18 protein-coding genes are annotated in these 18433 nt (G+C 69.6%); 13 read left to right on the forward strand and 5 right to left on the reverse strand.

The window, feature by feature from the left end:
* Positions 1 to 125: 125 nt before the first annotated feature.
* Together dnaN and dnaA are read right to left on the reverse strand one after the other, a co-directional pair.
* Positions 126 to 1265: a DNA polymerase III subunit beta gene (gene dnaN / locus C7444_RS01460; RefSeq protein ID WP_110399032.1), complete on the reverse strand. Its 1140-nt coding sequence runs from the start codon at positions 1263 to 1265 to the stop codon at positions 126 to 128.
* 54 nt (positions 1266 to 1319) lie between these two features.
* Positions 1320 to 2795, reverse strand: coding sequence for a chromosomal replication initiator protein DnaA (gene dnaA / locus C7444_RS01465; protein ID WP_110399033.1), 1476 nt, complete (start codon positions 2793 to 2795; stop codon positions 1320 to 1322).
* Positions 2796 to 3096: 301 nt separating this feature from the next.
* Here dnaA and rpmH point away from each other — a divergent pair, with 301 nt between their 5' ends.
* From rpmH to C7444_RS01495, 6 genes are all read left to right on the forward strand, one after another.
* Positions 3097 to 3231 carry a 50S ribosomal protein L34 gene (rpmH, locus tag C7444_RS01470; RefSeq protein ID WP_110399034.1) on the forward strand — a complete coding sequence of 45 codons (135 nt, stop codon included), beginning with the start codon at positions 3097 to 3099 and terminating at the stop codon, positions 3229 to 3231.
* 34 nt (positions 3232 to 3265) lie between these two features.
* A complete protein-coding gene (locus C7444_RS01475; protein WP_110399035.1) occupies positions 3266 to 3784 on the forward strand; it encodes a ribonuclease P protein component in 519 nt (172 codons plus the stop codon).
* Positions 3785 to 3832: 48 nt separating this feature from the next.
* Positions 3833 to 4183, forward strand: a complete 351-nt coding sequence (gene yidD, locus C7444_RS01480) for a membrane protein insertion efficiency factor YidD (RefSeq protein WP_110399161.1) — start codon at positions 3833 to 3835, stop codon at positions 4181 to 4183.
* The gene (gene yidC, locus C7444_RS01485) at positions 4180 to 5847 is read left to right on the forward strand and encodes a membrane protein insertase YidC (RefSeq protein WP_110399036.1); all 1668 of its coding nucleotides are present in this window, start codon (positions 4180 to 4182) and stop codon (positions 5845 to 5847) included. Before yidD ends, yidC begins: the two co-directional genes overlap by 4 nt.
* Before the next feature lie 336 nt (positions 5848 to 6183).
* Complete coding sequence (gene mnmE / locus C7444_RS01490) at positions 6184 to 7617, forward strand: tRNA uridine-5-carboxymethylaminomethyl(34) synthesis GTPase MnmE (protein ID WP_110399037.1); 1434 nt, start codon at positions 6184 to 6186, stop codon at positions 7615 to 7617.
* Positions 7618 to 7727: 110 nt separating this feature from the next.
* The gene (locus C7444_RS01495) at positions 7728 to 8195 is read left to right on the forward strand and encodes a cyclic nucleotide-binding domain-containing protein (protein ID WP_110399038.1); all 468 of its coding nucleotides are present in this window, start codon (positions 7728 to 7730) and stop codon (positions 8193 to 8195) included.
* A gap of 22 nt (positions 8196 to 8217) precedes the next feature.
* Here the strand turns inward: C7444_RS01495 and C7444_RS01500 are convergent, their stop codons facing one another.
* A complete protein-coding gene (locus C7444_RS01500; protein ID WP_110399039.1) occupies positions 8218 to 10221 on the reverse strand; it encodes a monovalent cation:proton antiporter family protein in 2004 nt (667 codons plus the stop codon).
* A gap of 89 nt (positions 10222 to 10310) precedes the next feature.
* Here C7444_RS01500 and C7444_RS01505 point away from each other — a divergent pair, with 89 nt between their 5' ends.
* Genes C7444_RS01505 through C7444_RS01520 form a run of 4 tightly spaced genes read left to right on the forward strand, consistent with a single transcriptional unit; the run spans position 10311 to position 13365 of the window.
* Positions 10311 to 11258: a KpsF/GutQ family sugar-phosphate isomerase gene (locus tag C7444_RS01505; protein WP_211317464.1), complete on the forward strand. Its 948-nt coding sequence runs from the start codon at positions 10311 to 10313 to the stop codon at positions 11256 to 11258.
* A gap of 19 nt (positions 11259 to 11277) precedes the next feature.
* Positions 11278 to 11868 carry a KdsC family phosphatase gene (locus tag C7444_RS01510; protein ID WP_110399041.1) on the forward strand — a complete coding sequence of 197 codons (591 nt, stop codon included), beginning with the start codon at positions 11278 to 11280 and terminating at the stop codon, positions 11866 to 11868.
* Positions 11869 to 11878: 10 nt separating this feature from the next.
* A complete protein-coding gene (gene lptC, locus C7444_RS01515; RefSeq protein ID WP_110399042.1) occupies positions 11879 to 12559 on the forward strand; it encodes an LPS export ABC transporter periplasmic protein LptC in 681 nt (226 codons plus the stop codon).
* 8 nt (positions 12560 to 12567) lie between these two features.
* The gene (locus tag C7444_RS01520) at positions 12568 to 13365 is read left to right on the forward strand and encodes an SDR family oxidoreductase (protein WP_110399043.1); all 798 of its coding nucleotides are present in this window, start codon (positions 12568 to 12570) and stop codon (positions 13363 to 13365) included.
* An 85-nt stretch (positions 13366 to 13450) separates the two neighbouring features.
* Here the strand turns inward: C7444_RS01520 and C7444_RS01525 are convergent, their stop codons facing one another.
* Positions 13451 to 13942, reverse strand: a complete 492-nt coding sequence (locus tag C7444_RS01525) for an RNA recognition motif domain-containing protein (RefSeq protein WP_110399044.1) — start codon at positions 13940 to 13942, stop codon at positions 13451 to 13453.
* A 301-nt stretch (positions 13943 to 14243) separates the two neighbouring features.
* Here C7444_RS01525 and C7444_RS01530 point away from each other — a divergent pair, with 301 nt between their 5' ends.
* The 3 genes from C7444_RS01530 (at position 14244) to C7444_RS01540 (ending at position 17602) form a co-directional block, all read left to right on the forward strand.
* Positions 14244 to 14885: a MarC family protein gene (locus C7444_RS01530; protein ID WP_110399045.1), complete on the forward strand. Its 642-nt coding sequence runs from the start codon at positions 14244 to 14246 to the stop codon at positions 14883 to 14885.
* Positions 14886 to 14910: 25 nt separating this feature from the next.
* A complete protein-coding gene (locus C7444_RS01535; protein ID WP_110399046.1) occupies positions 14911 to 16566 on the forward strand; it encodes a GMC family oxidoreductase in 1656 nt (551 codons plus the stop codon).
* Positions 16567 to 16837: 271 nt separating this feature from the next.
* Positions 16838 to 17602: a sulfite exporter TauE/SafE family protein gene (locus C7444_RS01540; RefSeq protein ID WP_110399047.1), complete on the forward strand. Its 765-nt coding sequence runs from the start codon at positions 16838 to 16840 to the stop codon at positions 17600 to 17602.
* Between the two features lie 6 nt (positions 17603 to 17608).
* Here C7444_RS01540 and C7444_RS01545 read toward each other — a convergent pair whose 3' ends face one another.
* Positions 17609 to 18385 (reverse strand): MBL fold metallo-hydrolase, encoded by a 777-nt coding sequence (locus C7444_RS01545; RefSeq protein WP_110399048.1) that lies wholly within the window; start codon positions 18383 to 18385, stop codon positions 17609 to 17611.
* Positions 18386 to 18433 lie beyond the last annotated feature (48 nt).

Consider the following 18433-nt stretch of genomic DNA (forward strand, 5'->3'; position numbering starts at 1 on the left):
GGCTCGCTCACGGGGCCGTCAGAGGGTGATCTGCGGCGCCTTTCAAAAACGCGGAAGCGGGCCGGGGCCCGCTTGTGCACTGTCTCGTGGTTTTCGATGGTCGTCGGTCCTGTGGGGCCGGCGCCTCAGATGCGCATCGGCATCACGACGTACTTGAAGCCGGCCTGGTCGGGGATGGTGACCAGGGCGGAGCTGTTGGCGTCCTGCAGCGACAGGGTGACCATGTCGGCGCCGCTGTTGGACAGCACGTCCATCAGGTAGGTGACGTTGAAGCCGATCTCGATGGCGTCGCCGCCGTAGTCGATCTCGAGCTCTTCCTTGGCCTCTTCCTGCTCGGCGTTGCTCGACGCGATGCGCAGCGTGCCGGGTTCGAAGTTGACCCGCACGCCCTTGAACTTCTCGCTGGTCAGGATGGCGGCGCGCTGCAGGCTGGCCAGCAGCGGGGCGCGGCCCAGCGTGATGTGGTTGCGGTGGTTCTTCGGGATCACGCGGTTGTAGTCGGGGAACTTGCCCTCGACCAGCTTGGTGACGAACTCCATGCCGCCGAAGGTGAACTTGGCCTGGTTGTCGGCGAAGCGCATCTCGATGCGGGCTTCTTCCCCGTCGGCGCTGGCGGCCTTGCTGGCCTTGTCGTCCTTGAGCAGGCGCTGCAGCTCGAGCACGGTCTTGCGCGGCAGGATGACTTCCTGCTTGGGGATGTCGTGCTCGAGTTCGGCCTGGGCCAGCGCGAGGCGGTGGCCGTCGGTGGCCACCAGCGTCAGCGTGCGGCCTTCGGCGACGAACAGGATGCCGTTGAGGTAATAACGGATGTCGTGCACCGCCATGGCGAAGTGCACCTGGTCGATCAGGCCCTTGAGCGTCTTCTGCGGCACGCTGAAGGTGGGGCCGAAATCGGCGGCTTCCTGGACCAGCGGGAAATCCTCGGCCGGCAGGGTCTGCAGCGTGAAGCGGCTCTTGCCACCCTGCAGCGTCAGCTTGTTCTGGGCGGCGCTGAGCGTGACGATCTGGTCGGCCGGCAGCGTGCGCAGGATGTCGATGAGCTTGCGCGCGCCGACGGTGGTGCTGAAGGTGCTGTCGTCACCGCCCAGCTCGGCGCTGGTGCGCACCTGGATCTCGAGGTCGGAGGTGGTGAACTCGGCCACGCCGGCCTGCTTGCGGATCATCACATTGGCCAGGATCGGCAGGGTGTGTCGCCGTTCGACGATGCCCGAAACCGCCTGGAGGGCGCCCAGGACCTTTTCCTGCGGTGCTTTCAACACGATCATGTCTGTCTTCTCTCAGCTCGTACCGGACGAGTCATTTTCGCCTGTTTTGCGGGCTCAGCCCTTGAGGGTCTGTTCCAGCACGTGCAGTTGCTGGTTCAGTTCGCTGTTCTTCTGCCGTTCGCCACCGATCTTGCGCACCGCGTGCAGCACGGTCGTGTGGTCGCGTCCGCCAAACAGCTCGCCGATCTCGGGCAGGCTCTTCTGGGTCATTTCCTTGGCCAGGTACATCGCGATCTGGCGCGGCCGCGCGATGCTGGCCGGGCGCTTCTTGCTGTACATGTCCGCGATCTTGATCTTGTAGAAGTCGGCGACCGTCTTCTGGATGTTCTCGACCGAGATCTGCCGGTTCTGGATCGACAGCAGGTCCTTCAGCGCCTCGCGCGCCAGCGCGATGTTGATGTCCTTGTGGCTGAAGCGGCTGTAGGCCAGCACCTTGCGCAGCGCGCCCTCGAGCTCGCGCACGTTGGCGCGCACGTTCTTGGCGATGAAGAAGGCCACGTCCTCGGGCATGTGGCTGCTCTCGGCGACGGCCTTCTTCATCAGGATGGCCACGCGCATCTCGAGCTCGGGCGGCTCGATGGCCACCGTCAGGCCGGCGTCGAAGCGGCTGGTCAGGCGCTCGTCGATGTCCACCAGCCCCTTGGGGTAGGTGTCGCTGGTCATGATGATGTGGGCGCGCTTGGCCAGCAGGGCCTCGAAGGCGTTGAAGAACTCCTCCTGCGTGCGCTCCTTGCCGGCGAAGAACTGCACGTCGTCGATCAGCAGCAGGTCGAGCGAGTGGTACTTGGCCTTGAGCTCGTCGAAGGTCTTGCGCTGGTAGTTCTTCACCACGTCGGAGATGAACTGCTCGGCGTGCAGGTAGAGCACGCGGGCCTCGGGGTTGTCGCGCAGCAGCGCGTTGCCCACGGCGTGGATCAGGTGGGTCTTGCCCAGGCCGACGCCGCCGTAGATGAACAGCGGGTTGTAGAGCTGGCCCGGCGCGCCGGCGACGTGCAGCGCGGCGGTGCGCGCCATCTGGTTGGCGCGCCCGGGCACGAGCGTGTCGAAGGTCAGCACCGGGTTGAGGCGGCCACGCTGGGCGGCCGGCGCGTTGGCGGGCAGGGCCATGCCGCGCGGCTGGGTGTGCACGGCGGGGGCCTGCTGCTGCACGGCGCCGGCCACGCTGGCATAGGCCGGCTGCATGCCGCTGCCCGCGGGGGCGCGGGTCTGCTGCTGCGGTGCCGACGGGCTGATGGCGTTGTTGGTCGACGGCGGCGCGACACGCACGGCCATCTCGCGCGGCAGCAGCGACAGTTCCAGGCGCACGGAGATGCCGGCGATCTCGCTCAGCGCGGTCTCGATGCGGGCGCTGTACTGCGCACGGATCCAGTCGAGCTTGAAGCGGTTGGGCACCCGCAGGCCCACCAGCACCCCGTCCGCGCTGCTGCTGATCTCAGCCGGCGGCAGGGGTCTGATCCACGTGTTGAATTGTTGTTCGGGCAATTCGGCGGCGAGTCTTTCGCAACCGCGCTCCCAGAGATCTGGATACATGTTCTTGTGTGGACAACTACCGGCGAAGGGGCGCGATTGTAGCCACAACCCGACCGGCGAAGACATGGTTATCCACAACTTTGGCCCGGGGGTCAAGCCCGGTTCGCGAGTCAAGGTCAGGGGGCATCGAGTTGACGTCGTGCTGTGGATTTGCTGTAATCGCGGGTTTCCCGAATTGCCTCGGGTGCCTTCAGGGGTGCGCGAGTGCGGCGGGATCGGCATCAACGGGCCAGTGCTTGTCATGGGTCCGCAGTGCGGCGCCACTCCACCGGCGCCGCTCAAGTGACATCAAGGAATAGCAATGAAGCGCACCTACCAGCCCTCCAAGACCCGTCGTGCCCGCACCCACGGTTTCCTCGTCCGCATGAAGACCCGTGGTGGCCGTCAGGTCATCGCCGCTCGTCGCGCCAAGGGCCGCAAGCGCCTGGCCGTCTGAGCTCTGGCCTGAACGGGCTCACGCCCCTGCTGCGGTGAACCGTGTCGCGCCGCTCTCCTGGACCTGCCTTGCCGGTCCCGCCCGTTTCCAGGCGGTGATGGGCATGCGGCCCTGCGCTCGAAGTGCCCGTTTCATGGTGCATTTCCTGGCGGCGGAAGCCGCGCTGCCGCCGGCGGATCCGGAGTTGTCAACAGGCGATGCCGGGGAGACCCCGGAGCTTGTGGATGACTTGCCCGTCGCGGGCACGGCACACCGCCTGCGGGTCGGTCTGGTGGTGCCCAAGCGCCACGCCAAGCGGTCGGTGACACGCAATCTCGTCAAGCGGCACTGCCGCGTGGCGATCGACCGTCACCTGCCGCAGTTGGCGGTCGGCGACTGGGTGCTGCGCCTGCGCGCACCGATCGACCGCAAGGTCTTCACCAGCGCCTCGTCGAGCGTGCTGGCGGATGGTCTGCGGGCCGAGATCGAACAGGTGATCGGCGACGCGATCCGTCGCACCCGTGCGGCGGCCCGGTCGGCCGGGCCTCGCCCGGTGGCGCCCGCGCCGGCCTGACGCGTGATGACGCCCCCCGAGTTGTTCCCCGCAGCGACCCGTCCCGAGATGGCGGGTCGTCGCACATCCGCGCCTGCCCGGGCGCTGATGCTGCTGGTGCGGGGCTACCGGCTGCTGCTCAGCCCCTGGCTGGGTTCGTCCTGCCGGTTCGAGCCGACCTGCTCGGCCTACGCGCTGCAGGCGCTCTCCCGCCACGGAGCGGCCACCGGATCCCGGTTGACGCTCTGGCGCCTGGCCCGCTGCCACCCCTGGTGCGCCGGCGGCCATGATCCCGTGCCGGACACGGTGCGCGGACTTTTCACTTCCCTGCTCGAACGATCGGATGGCCGTGCCGGCCCCCTGGCGCCGGTCCGTCCCGATGTCGTCGAGCCAACCGACCTGCGAAAGAAGTCTCTATGACCGATGTTCGGCGCGCCCTGCTGTGGGGCGTCTTCTCCGTCTCGCTGGTGATGCTGTGGGATGGCTGGAACAAGCACAACGGCCAGCCTTCGATGTTCTCGCCGGCCACGGCGGTGACGGCGGCGGCCTCGGCACCGGGTTCTTCGGTGCCGGCACCGGTCGCGCTGGGTGCGGCCGCTGCGGCGGGCACGGTGCCCGGCACGGCGGCTGCGGCCGCCCCGGCCTCCGAGCTGGTGCAGGTGAGCACCGACACGCTGACGCTGCGTTTTGACACCCTGGGGGCCACGCTGGTCCACGCCGAGCTGCTCAAGCACCACGAGAGCGCGGACGCGAAGCATCCGATCGTGCTGCTGGACCGTTCGGCCTCGCGGGTCTACCTGGCGCAGACCGGCCTGATCCCGGCCCAGCCCGGCACCGAGCTGCCGACCCACCAGACCCCGATGACGGTGTCGCCGGGCGAGCGCACGCTGGCCGCCGGCCAGGACGAGCTGAAGATCCGCTTCGAGTCCGCGGAAGTCGGTGGTGCCAAGCTGGTGAAGACCTTCACGCTGCGCCGCGGCCAGTACCTGATCGGCGTGGAGCAGGAGGTGGTCAACACCGGTGCGGCGCCGCTGAAGGCGCAGGCCTACCTGCAGCTGGTGCGTGACGGCAATCCGCTGCCGGATGCCTCGAGCTTCTACAGCACCTTCACCGGTCCGGCCATCTACACCGAGGCCGGCAAGTTCCAGAAGGAAGAGTTCAAGGCCATCGAGAAGCGCTCGGCCGGCGCCAAGCCCGATCACGAGACCACGGCCGACAACGGCTGGGCCGCGATGGTCCAGCACTACTTCGCCACCGCCTGGCTGCTGCCGGAAAAGGCCACGCGCGAGTTCTTCACCCGCAAGGTCGACACCAACCTCTATTCGGTGGGCATGATCGTGCCGCTGGAGGAGATCGCTCCGGGGGCCAGCCGCAAGCTGTCGTCGCAGCTGTTCGTCGGCCCGCAGGAAGAGAAGCGCCTCGAGGCGATGGCCCCGGGCCTGGAGCTGGTCAAGGACTACGGCTTCGTGACCATCCTGGCCAAGCCGATGTTCTGGACGCTCGACAAGCTGCACAGCTTCATCGGCAACTGGGGCTGGTCCATCATCGCGCTGGTCGTGCTGCTGAAGATCGCCTTCTACTGGCTGAACGCGAACGCCTACAAGTCGATGGCCAAGATGAAGGCGGTCGGCCCGAAGGTGCAGGAGATGCGCGAGCGCCTGAAGGACGATCCGCAGAAGATGCAGCAGGAGATGATGCGCATCTACCGCGAGGAGAAGGTCAACCCGCTGGGGGGCTGCCTGCCGATCTTCGTGCAGATGCCGTTCTTCATCGCGCTGTACTGGGTGCTGCTGTCGTCGGTGGAGATGCGCGGGGCGCCGTGGCTGGGCTGGATCACCGACCTGAGCGCCAAGGATCCGTTCTTCATCCTGCCGCTGCTGATGACCGCCACCTCGCTGCTGCAGGTCTGGCTGAACCCGACGCCGCCCGATCCGATGCAGGCCAAGATGATGTGGATCATGCCGCTGGCCTTCAGCGTCATGTTCTTCTTCTTCCCGGCCGGTCTGGTGCTGTACTGGTTCGTCAACAACCTGCTGTCGATCGCGCAGCAGTGGATGATCAACCGCCAGCTCGGCGTGGCGTGAGCGGACGGAGTTCCGGTCCCGCCGCGGCGGGACCGGACCGGTCTGGAGGCAGCCTGCGGGCTGCCTTTTTCATTTCCGGCGCCTGATCGTGCAATCGGACCGCGACACCACCCACACTTCGGCGGTTCCGGGTGTTTGGCTGGGTAGAACTGTCATGGAGCTCCCGCCATCATGCGTACCGCGGGGCAGACCCGAGACCGTCGCTGAAGGCTTGTTGCAGGCCACAGAGCTCCACTGGCTCGCAGCGACGTTCTCGGCTCGGGAGGGGTTGAATCACACGCCTCCCCCCGCGCGAATTCCAGGCCCGGGCCGCGCCCAGGCGACAATCGCGATCCTATGCTGTCGCACCTCCAGGACCCCATCGTGGCGATCGCCACCGCCGCCGGCCGAGGCGCGGTCGGCATGGTCCGTGTTTCCGGCCCGGACCTGAAGCCGCTGGCGCAGCGGCTCATCGGCCGGGTGCCGACCGCCCGCCATGCCCACTACGGCCCTTTCCTCGATGCGGCCGGCCAGCCGCTGGACCAGGGCCTGGCGCTGTACTTTCCGGCCCCGCACAGCTACACCGGCGAAGACGTGCTCGAGCTGCAGGCCCATGGCGGGCCGGTGCTGATGCAGCTGCTGCTGGCGCGCTGCCTCGAGGTGGCGGCCGAGCCGCTCGATGCCGACCGGCCCGGCGGGCCGCCGTGCTGCCCGGGCCTGCGCCTGGCGCGGCCGGGCGAGTTCACCGAACGCGCCTTCCTCAACGACAAGCTCGACCTGGCGCAGGCCGAGGCGGTGGCCGACCTGATCGATGCCAGCACCGAGGCCGCGGCGCGCAGCGCGGCCCGCTCGCTGGGCGGGGCGCTGTCCCGGCCGGTGACGGCGCTGCACGACGGCCTGGTCGAGCTGCGCATGCTGGTCGAGGCGACGCTCGACTTCCCGGAGGAGGAGATCGATTTCCTGCAGCAGGCCGATGCCCGCGGTCGCCTCGACCGCCTGGCCGATCGCCTGGCCACGCTGCTCGACGCCGCCCACCAGGGCGCGCTGCTGCGTGAAGGGCTGACGGTGGTCATCGCCGGGCAGCCCAATGCCGGCAAGAGCTCGCTGCTCAATGCGCTGGCCGGCGCCGAGCTGGCCATCGTCACCGCCATCCCCGGCACCACGCGCGACAAGGTCAGCCAGACCATCCAGATCCAGGGCGTGCCGGTGCATGTGGTCGACACCGCCGGCCTGCGGGCCGACCACGAGGCCAGCGACGAGGTCGAGCGCATCGGCATCGGGCGCAGCTGGCAGGCCATCGCCGATGCCGATGCGGTGCTGTTCCTGCACGACCTGACGCGCCTGGGCGAGCCGGACCACGTGGCCGCCGACGCGGCGATCGGGCAGCGCCTGCCTGCCGGTGCGCGGCGCGTGCATGTCTACAACAAGGCCGATGCGGTCGACGCGGCCGTGCTGGCCGCCCGGCCGCAGGAGGCGGAGCCGTCGGTGGTGCTGTCGGCACGCACCCAGGCCGGGCTGGACGAGCTGCGCCGCACGCTGCTGGAGATCGCCGGCTGGCATGCCGTGCCCGACGGCGTCTTCATCGCCCGCGAGCGGCATCTGCAGGCGCTGCGGGTCGCGCAGCAGCATCTGCAGCAGGCCCGGGCGCTGGCCGCGCTCGACGATGGCGCCCTCGACCTGCTGGCCGAGGAGCTGAGGCTGTCGCACGACGCGCTGGGCGCGATCACCGGCCACTACACCCCCGACGACCTGCTCGGCGACATCTTCAGTCGTTTCTGCATCGGCAAATGACATGACCCGGGCTCGCGGCCCGGGTCCCGGTCTTATCATCAGGTGGTCGTCAATTTCAGGCCGACCGGAGCAGTCCTTGGATGCCTCGGACCCGGTCAGCGGAGCAAGCCATGGATCTCGATGAACTGGTTCGATCGGTTCAGTCACTGAAGACGGAAGACGGCTTCTACGCCCGGCTGGGCCTGCCGGAATGGCGCACGCTCGGAACCTACCTCACGCCCTACCAGCTGCGCAGCGGCGACCTGCTGATCAAGCAGGGCGACATCGACCGCACGGCCTATTTCCTGGCCAGCGGCAGCCTGCAGATCTACGTGGCCGGAGCGACCCCCGGCAGCAGCCGCATCGTGCTGCTGCGTCCGGGCGCGCTGGTCGGCGAGACGGGGCTGTTCAGCGATGCGCCGCACACGGCCAATGTCGAGGCGATGACCCCGGCGGTGGTCTGGGCGCTGCAGCTGCCACGCTTCGAGGAGCTGGCGCAGCGTGCGCCGGGCATCGCGCTCGAGTTCATGCGCGCGGCCGGCGCGGTGCTGACCTGCCGTGCGCGCGCGCAGCAGACCCTGCGCACCGCGATGACCTGAGCCGCGGCCAGGGCGCGGCGCTTCAGCCGCGCAGCAGCTTGCCCTCGGCCAGGGCCAGTGCCTCGGGGGCGCCGCTGATGACCAGCACGTCGCCGCCCTGCAGCGCCAGTTCGTCGCTGGCCTCCAGCACCTGGCCGCTGAGCCGGCGCACGTTCACCACCGAGACGCCGACCGCGTGCAGCGCCAGTTCGCCCAGCGCCACGCCGACGGTCGGCGAGGCCAGCGGCAGGCTGACGGTGTGCAGCCGTGCCTGCTGCTGGTCCCCGCCGCCGCCGAGGTCGTCGTCGGCGCCGTGGAAATACCCCCTCAGCAGCCCGTAGCGGGCATCACGCGCGTCCTGGATCAGCCGGATCACCCGGCGCACCGGCACGCCCACCAGCGCCAGCGCATGGCTGGCCAGCATCAGCGAGCCTTCGATCGCCTCGGGCACGACCTCGGTGGCGCCGGCGGCGCGCAGCTTCTCGAGGTCGACGTCGTCGATGGTGCGCACCACCACCGGCACCTGGGGCGCATGGTCGCGCACATGGTGCAGCACCTTCAGCGCCGACTGGGTGTCGTGGTAGCTGACCACCACCGCGCTGGCACGGGCCAGGCCGGCCGCCATCAGGCTCTGCAGCCGGGCCGCATCGCCGAACACCACGCTCTGGCCGGCGGCGGCGGCCTGCCGCACCCGGTCCGGGTCGAGGTCGAGCGCCATGTAGGGAATGTGTTCATGCTCGAGCAGGCGCGCCAGGTTCTGGCCCGAACGGCCATAGCCGCAGATGATGACGTGGGCCTCGGTGCGGATCGAGCGCCGGGCGATGCTGGTCAGCTGCACCGACTGCATCAGCCAGTCGGTCGCCGACAGCCGCATCACGACGCGGTCGCTGTGCAGGATGATGAAGGGCGTGGCCAGCATCGACAGCACCATGGCGGCCAGCACCGGGCTCATCCACTGGTTGGCGATCAGGTGCTGCTCGGCCCCCAGCGTCAGCAGCACGAAGCCGAACTCGCCGGCCTGCGCGAGGTAGAGGCCGGTGCGGATGGCCACGCCCGGCGTGGCGCCGAACCAGCGCGCCAGCGCCGCCACCGTCACCGCCTTGGTCAGCACCGGCAGCACGCTCAGCGCCAGCACCAGGGCCCACTGGTCGAGCACCGGGCGCCAGTCGAGCTTCATGCCGATGGTGATGAAGAACAGGCCCAGCAGCACGTCGTGGAAGGGCCGGATGTCGGTTTCCACCTGGTGCTTGTATTCGGTCTCGGCGATCAGCATGCCGGCGACGAAGGCGCCGAGCGCCAGCGACAGTCCGGCGTGTTCGGTCAGCCAGGCCAGGCCCAGCGTGACCAGCAGCAGGTTGAGCACGAAGAGCTCCTCGCTCTTGCGCTTGGCCACCAGCGTGAGCCACCAGCGCATCAGCTTCTGGCCGCCCCACAGCAGCAGCGTCAGCAGCACGGCGGCCTTGGCCAGCGCCGAGCCCAGCGTGCGCCAGAGGTCGTCACCGCCCTGGGCCAGCGACGGGATCAGCACCAGCAGCGGCACGACGGCCAGATCCTGGAACAGCAGCACGCCCATGACCCGCCGGCCGTGCTCGCTCTCGATCTCGAGCCGCTCGGCCATCATCTTGGCGACGATCGCGGTGCTGGACATCGCCATGGCCGAGCCGAGTGCCACCGAGCCCTGCCAGGACAGCTCCCAGGCGCGGCCCAGCAGGCTGAAGAGCCAGGCGAGCATCACGTTGCCGACCACCGCGCCGAGCACGGTCAGCACCACCTGCCCCATGCCCAGGCCGAACACCAGCTTGTGCATGCTGCGCAGCTTGGGCAGGTTGAACTCCAGCCCGATGACGAACATCAGGAAGACCACGCCGAACTCGGCCAGGTAACGCACCCCGGCCGAGTCGCGCGCCAGGGCCAGCGCGTTCGGTCCGATCACCACGCCCACCAGCAGGTAACCCAGCATCGCGGGCAGTTTCAGCAGGCGGCAGCCGACGACACCCAGGACGGCGGCAAACAGATAAAGCAGAGCGAGTTCGAGGTTGGTGGCCATGCATTCCCTAGAATCGCCCTATCCTAAATCAGCCCAGTGCCCGCCTGCCTGTGACCTCCTTGCCCTTCGATGCCGACCGTGCCCTGCAGATGGCGCGCCAGACCTTGCAGATCGAGGCCGATGCGCTCCACGAGCTGCAGGCCCTCCAGGGCGAGAGCTTCGTGCGCGCGGTCGAGGCCATGCTGCGTGGCACCGGGCGGGTGGTCGTCATGGGCATGGGCAAGAGCGGCCACGTCGGCCGCAAGCTGGCCGCCACGCTCGCCTCCACCGGCACGCCGGCGCTCTTCGTGCATCCCGGCGAAGCCAGCCACGGCGACCTGGGCATGGTGCTGGCCGACGACATCGTGCTGGCGCTGTCGAACTCCGGCGAGAGCGACGAGCTGGCCGCCATCCTGCCCGCGCTCAAGCGCCTGGGCGTGACGCTGGTGGCGATGACCGGCCGGGCCGAGTCGACGCTCGCGCGCCACGCCGACCTGGTGCTGTCCACCCAGGTGCGCCGCGAGGCCTGCCCGCTCAACCTGGCGCCGACCGCCAGCACCACCGCCCAGCTGGCGCTGGGTGATGCGCTGGCGGTGGCCCTGCTCGACGCCCGCGGCTTCCGCGAGGAGGACTTCGCCCGCTCGCATCCGGGCGGTGCGCTCGGCCGCAAGCTGCTGACCCATGTGCGCGACATCATGCGCAGCGGGGACGCGGTCCCGCGCGTGACGCCCGCCACGCCCTTCCTGGAGATGATGCGCGAGATGAGCCGCGCCGGACTCGGGGCCACGGCGATCGTCGACGGGCAGGGGGCGGCGGTCGGCATCTTCACCGACGGCGACCTGCGGCGCTCGATCGAGCGGGGCATCGACCTGCTCACGCTGACGGCCGGGCAGGTGATGCATGCCCAGCCACGCACCGTGCGCGACGATGCGCTGGCGGTCGAGGCGGCCGTGCTGATGGAAGAGGCCCGTGTCACCACGCTGCTGGTGCGCGACGCCGCCGGTGGCCTGGTCGGCGCCCTGAACACCAACGATCTGATGCGCGCCAAGGTCATCTGAGCCGGGCGCCCCGTTTGCCATGACTCCACCACTTCCGCGCCCGATCCGTCCCGTGCTGCAGTTCGACCCGGCCCTGCTGCTGCAGGCCCAGGGCGTGCGTGTGGCGATCTTCGACGTCGATGGCTGCCTGACCGACGGGCGCATCTACATCGGCGAGCAGGGCGAGGGCGTCAAGGCCTTCAACACGCTCGATGGCCAGGGGCTGAAGCTGCTGGCCCAGGCCGGCATCGAGCCGGTCGTGATCACCGGGCGTGATTCGCCCGCCGTGCGGCGCCGCTGCACCGATCTGGGCGTGCGCCACGCGCTGTTCGGCGTGCACGACAAGCTGGCGGCCGCCGACGGCCTGCTCGATCGCCTGCAGCAGCCGTGGGAGGCGCTGGCCGTGATCGGCGACGACTGGCCCGATCTGCCGCTGCTGACCCGCGCCGCGCTGGCCTGCGCGCCGGCCAATGCCCACGAGGAGGTGCTCGCCGCGGCCCACCACGTGACCCGCCGCAGCGGCGGCCATGGGGCCGCGCGTGAGTTCTGCGACCTGCTGCTGGTCGCCTCGGGCCGTTATGCCGAACTGCTGCGCGGCCATCTGCTGACGCTCGACGGCGGCACCGCCTGACGCGCCGGCGATGGACGTCGACACCCAGCCCCTGCCCCTGCCGCCGCTGCTGGCGCGTCACCAGGATCATGGACTGCGCCCCCGGCGCTCGCCCCTGGCCTGGCTGCGCGAGCAGGTGGTGAACTACTTTCCCCTGCTGATGCTGGCGGTGCTGGCGGCGGCCTCGTGGTGGCTGGTCCAGCACACGCCCGAGGCCGGCGCCGACCGCACGCAGGCACCGCTGCGGCATGAGCCCGACTACCAGATGCGCGGCTTCTCGGTCCAGCAGTACACGGCGGCCGGCCCGGCCCGGGGCGTGATCGAGGGGGATGTCGTGCGCCATTACCCGGACACCGACGAACTCGAGATCGATGGCGTGCGCCTGCGCTGGGCCGACGACGAGGGGCACCTGATGCATGCGACGGCCGCCCGCGCGATCGCCAGTGCCGATGGCCGGCGGGTGCGGCTGGAAGGCGGGGCCCGGGTGCGACGCGACGCCGTGCCCGGCCTGCGCGCCGAGCTGGAGTTCACCAGCGAGGTGATGCTGTTCGACAGCGACCGCTCGACGGTGCGCAGCGACCGCCCGGTGACCCTGCGTGACGGGGTCCATCGCCTGCAGGCGGGTTCGCTGGTCTACGACCACCGGGCGGCCGACCTGCTGCTCGGCGGCCCGGTCCACGGGGTGCTGCAGCCCGGCGTCGCCGTGCGCTGAGGCGTGGGATGGACGACTTGGCTCGTCAGCGCCTGCCCCTGGTGTTCATCACCGGGGCCTCGAGCGGCATCGGCCAGGCGCTGGCGCTGCAGTACGCCCGTCGCGGCTGGCGGCTGGCGCTGGTGGCCCGGCGGGTCGAGCGCCTCGAGGCCTGGGCCCGCGAGCAGGGGCTGGGTCCCGAGGTCTGCGTGGCCTACGAGGCCGATGTCCAGGATGTCGACCGCATCGTGGCGGTGGGGCAGCGCTGCCTGATCGAGCAAGGCCTGCCCGAGGTCGTCATCGCCAATGCCGGCATCAGCGTGGGCATCGACACCGCCGAGCGCGACGATCTCGAGGTGCTGCGCGAGATCCATGCGACCAACACCGTGGGCCTGGCCGCCACCTTCCATCCCTTCATCCGGCCGATGCGCCTGGCGCGGCGTGGCCGGCTGGTCGGCGTGGCGAGCGTCGCCGCGATCCGCGGTCTGCCGGGTCATGGGGGCTACTGCGCCAGCAAGGCCGCCGTCGTGAGCTACTGCGAGAGCCTGCGCCTGGAGCTGCGCGGCGACGACATCCGCGTCGTCACGCTGGTGCCCGGTTTCGTGGACACGCCGCTGACCCGCGGCAATCCCTACGCCATGCCGTTCCTGATCTCGGCCGACACCTTCGCGGCGCAGGCGGTCAAGGCGATCGATGCCGGCGTGCGCTGGCGAGTCATCCCGTGGCCGATGGCCTGGGTCGTGTGCTTGCTGCGCCTGCTGCCGTCGCCGATCTATGACCGTGTCCTGCAGGGGAGGGGACGCAAGCCCCGCCGGTCCGGGTCCTGACGCAAAAAAGCGGACCCGAGGTCCGCTTTTGATCGTGCGTGTTCAGCGCAGGATCGACGCCTGGAGGGCGGCGATCCTGACGTGATCAGTAGCCGCCGCCGCCGCCGTAACCGCCGCCGCCGCCGAAGCCGCCACGACCGCCACCGCCGCCACCACCTTCACGACGGCCACCGCCGCCGTAGGGGCTGCGGAAACCGCCGCCACCGCCGCCGCCTTCACGGCCGCCGCCACCACCAGCGCCGCCGCCGAAGCCGCCGCCGCCTTCACGACGGCCGCCGCCGCCAGCACCGCCGCCACCGTAGGGGCTGCGGAAGCCGCCCGGACGCTCTTCGCGAGGACGGGCTTCGTTCACGACCACAGCGCGACCGCTGATGGCTTGACCATTCAGGCCGTTGATGGCGGACTGGGCTTCGGGATCCGAACCCATCTCGACAAAACCGAAGCCCTTGGAGCGGCCGGTTTCGCGATCCATCATGACCTTGGCGGAGGTCACGGTGCCGAACTGGGAGAACGCGTCGTTCAGATCTTCGTCACGAACGCTGTAGGCAAGGTTGCCCACGTAGAGTTTGTTGCCCATGGAAGAGCGCCTTTCAACAGAAACAAAGTACCAGAGTACTGATCAACCAAGTGGCGGAGCTAAGCCAGTACTCATTCCAGGGAACAGAGAAGGCGCCGCATCCAGACACGAGGAACCATTATGGGGGACAGTCAAGCCCTGTCCAGTCGATCAGGGCGATAAGTGTTGTAACGGCGTCGAGATTTTGAGCACGGGCAATCGGTACTTGTGTGTTCCTTTCGGGTTTTCCCGGATCGGGACACACCCTCCCGGGCGTGTTTTTCCGTTCCGGGTCGGCGGTGGCCCGCTCACAATCGTGGGCATGGATCTCTTCAAGCCGCTGGTGGCCCTGCTGGCCATCGTCAACCCGATCGGGGTCGTCCCCTTCTTCATCCATTTCACGAACACGCTCAGTGCCGAGCAGCGACGGCGCACCATCCGCGTCTCGTCGTTCACCGCCTTTCTGGTCATCTCGATCAGCGCGCTGGCGGGTCTGCAGGTGATCCAGTTCTTCGGCATCTCGCTGGCATCCTTCCAGGTCGGCGGGGGCACGCTGCTGCTGATCAGCGCCCTGCAGATGCTCAATGCCCAGCCGGCAGAGGCCCGGCGCGACGAGGTCGACGAGGGCGCCCAGCGTGCCGACACCGGTGCCAGCATCGCCGTGGTGCCGCTGACCATCCCGCTGCTGACCGGGCCGGCGACGATCTCGACCATGGTCATCTATGCCGACCACACCCGCCACTGGTGGGAGCTGGGCGTGCTGGTCGGCTACGGGGTCGTGGTCGGTCTGGCCACCTTCGTGGCGTTTTCGGCCGCCGGGCGCATCGCGCGCCTGCTCGGACAGACCGGCATCAACGTGATGACCCGGCTGATGGGGCTGATCCTGGCCGCCCTGGCGGTGGAGATCATGGCCGAGGGCCTGATCAAGCTCTTCCCGGTGCTGGCCTCCCACCTGGCCTCCTGACCCCGCCCCCTCGCCCTGGAGCCCCATGTCCCGCTTCGACTACATCGTCATCGGTGCCGGCACGGCCGGCTGCCTGCTGGCCAACCGGCTCAGCGCGAACCCCGCGCACCGGGTGCTGCTGCTCGAGGCCGGTGGCATGGACGACTACCACTGGATCCACATCCCGGTGGGTTACCTGCACTGCATCGGCAATCCGCGCACCGACTGGCTCTACCAGACCGAACCCGATCCGGGCCTGAACGGGCGACGCCTGCGTTATCCACGTGGCAAGGTGCTCGGGGGGTGCTCGAGCATCAACGGGATGATCTACATGCGTGGCCAGGCGCGTGACTACGACCAGTGGGCCCGCCTGACCGGCGACGACGGCTGGCGCTGGGAAGCCTGCCTGCCGGCCTTCCGCCAGCACGAGGACCACTGGCGGCTCGACCCGGCCCGGGTGGCCGGCACCGACGCCTCCTTCCAGGCGGCGCATGGCCACGGCGGGGAATGGCGGGTGGAGCGCCAGCGCCTGTGCTGGGCGGTGCTTGATGCCTTCGCCGAGGCCGCCACGCAGGCCGGCCTGCCGCGCACCGACGACTTCAACCAGGGCAGCAACGAAGGCGTGGGCTATTTCGAGGTCAACCAGCGCCGGGGCTGGCGCTGGAACGCGGCCAAGGCCTTCCTGCGTCCGACCTGCCTGGGGCGGCCGAACTTCGCGCTCTGGACCGGTGTGCAGGTCCGGCGCCTGCTGCTCGAGCCGGGGGCCGACGGCCGGCCGCGCTGCGTGGGCGTCGAGGTGCAGACGCCCCACGGGGTCGAGACGGTGCATGCCGACCGCGAGGTGATCCTGAGTGCGGGGTCGATCGGCAGCGTGCAGGTGCTCGAGCTGTCGGGCATCGGCGACCCCGCGGTGCTGCAGCCGCTGGGCCTGCCGGTCGTGCGGGCGCTGCCGGGGGTCGGGCGCAACCTGCAGGACCACCTGCAGATCCGCTCGGTCTACCGGGTCGAGGGTGTGCCCACGCTCAACACCCGGGTCCGCAGCCTGTGGGGCCGGGCGTGCATCGGCCTGGAGTACGCGCTGCTGCGTCGCGGGCCGATGAGCATGGCGCCGTCGCAGCTGGGGGCCTTCACCCGGTCGTCGCCGGAGCAGCCCTGGCCCGATCTCGAGTACCACGTCCAGCCCCTGTCGCTGGATGCCTTCGGCGAGCCGCTGCACGACTTCAATGCCTTCACGGCCAGCGTCTGCAACCTCAACCCCACGTCCCGTGGCCGGGTGCATGTGCGTTCGCCCCGCTGCGAGGACGCTCCGCTGATCGAGCCCGGCTACCTCGCGACCGCCGAGGACCGGGAGGTCGCGGTCCGCTCGCTGCGCCTGACCCGCCACATCGTGGCCCAGCCGGCCTTGCAGGCGCTGCAGGCCCGCGAGGTCCGGCCGGGCCTGCAGTTCCAGAGCGACGAGGATCTGGCCCGGCTGGCAGGCGACATCGGTACCACGATCTTCCATCCCGTGGGCACCTGCCGCATGGGGGCCGAGCGGGAGCCCGGTGCGGTGGTTGACACCCGCCTGCGGGTGCAGGGCGTGAGCGCATTGCGTGTCGTCGATGCCAGCGTGATGCCCACCATTACCAGTGGCAACACCAACGCCCCCACGCTGATGCTGGCCGAGCGGGCCGCGGCCTGGATCCTCGCCGATGCCGCCTGATGCCCCGTCGCGGTGCGGGAAAGCCCCGATGCAGGGCCTGCAGGCCTGCCCCTACAGTTCGGGCACTCGCAGCGAACCCCGATCAGGAGGTCGCGCCAGAGCGAGGGGCTGAGGAGACGACAAGAGGGCTGGTCAAGGTTTTGCGCGGAACACTCCAACAACAGCGCAGACACCAGTTCAAGAAGAAGCTGCGGCACCCCGTGGCATGCAAAAATGAGAAGGCGCCGGTTCACCCCGGCGCCTTTTTATTTTCCGTGGTGGTGCGTGCGTGATGTGGGATGTGGTCTGGGTGACGATGGCGGCCGGTCTGGCCGGGTTCGTGGATGCCATCGTCGGTGGTGGTGGCCTGATCCTGGTGCCGGTGATGTTCTCGGTCTTCCCCGCGGCGGCACCGGCTTCGCTGTTCGGCACCAACAAGGCGGCCGCGGTCTGGGGCACCGCCTGGGCCACCGGGCAGTACGCGCAACGGGTCCGGATGAACTGGGCCACGCTGCTGCCGGCGGCGCTGGTCGCCGCGCTGGCCAGCCTGCTGGGCGCCTGGGCGGTCACGGTCGTGCCCTCCGGCGGCCTGCGCAAGGCCCTGCCCGTGATCCTGCTGCTGCTGCTGCTCTACACCCTGCTGCGCAAGGATCTGGGGCGGGTGCACCAGCCGATGCATGAGGCGGCGGGTGAGCGCTGGCGAGCGGTGCTGGTCGCGGCCGCCATCGGCGCCTACGACGGCTTCTTCGGCCCCGGGACCGGCAGCTTCTTCGTCTTCCTGTTCGTGCGCTGGCTGGGCTACGACTTCCTGCATGCCTCGGCGGCGGCCAAGCTGCTCAACACGGCCACCAACCTGGCCGCTCTGGCGCTGTTCGCCGCCAAGGGACATGTCTGGTGGTGGATGGCGTTGCCGATGGCGTTGGCCAACGTGCTGGGCAGCCTGCTGGGCGCGCGGCTGGCGCTGCGGCGGGGCGCCGGTTTCGTGCGCGGGGTCTTCCTGGTGGTGGTCGGCCTGCTGATCCTGCGCACCGGCTTCGATGCCTGGCGGCTGCCCTGAGGGGGCTCAGAACTCGAAGGTGTCGCCGCGCTGCAGGGCCGTGATCGGCATGCCCAGGCCGGCGGCGGCTATCTGACCGGTCACGGCGGCCATCTCGCCCGGCTTGACGTGGGTGAAGGCCACGATGGTGTCGCCATCCAGGTGCGACAGCTCCTGGATCAGCAGGCTGGGACACAGGTGCCGGCTCACCTCGGCCAGCGCCCGATCGTCGTCGCTGAAGGCGGCCTCGATCACCAGCTGAGCCAGCGGCCGGCCCCTGAGGGCCTCCCAGAGGGCTGGATTGGGTCCGGTGTCACCGGTGTAGACCCACCAGCCGGCCGCGGTCGCGACGGCGAAGCCACAGGCGGGCACGGTGTGGGACGCCGGCAGCACCTCGATCTTCAGGTCGGCGATCTGCAGCAGCTGCCCGATCTCGAACGGCACCAGCTCGATGATGGGGCGCTCCCGCGTCGGCAGCACGGTGAAGTCGGGCCAGATCACGTTGTTGAAGATGTGCCGGCGCAGTGCCTCCAGCGTGGCCGGCAGGCCGTGCACCCGGATCGGCCCGGAGCGCTCGCGCGACAGCCGGCGCTGCAGCACGCTGTCGGCCAGCAGGGCGATGCCCAGCACATGGTCCAGGTGGGAGTGCGACAGCAGGATGTCGTCGATCTCCAGCAGTTCGTCCAGATCGAGGTCTCCCACCCCGGTGCCCGCATCGACGAGGACACGCTGGTTCAGCAGGAAGGAGGTCGTCCGTTTGTCCCGGGCGATCGATCCCGAACATCCGAGCACACGCAAATACATCAAGGGTCTCTCAGGCTGGGGGTGGTCGCGCTATGGTGCCGACCGCCC

It is taken from the genome of Sphaerotilus hippei, assembly GCF_003201595.1.
Lineage (GTDB): Bacteria > Pseudomonadota > Gammaproteobacteria > Burkholderiales > Burkholderiaceae_C > Sphaerotilus > Sphaerotilus hippei.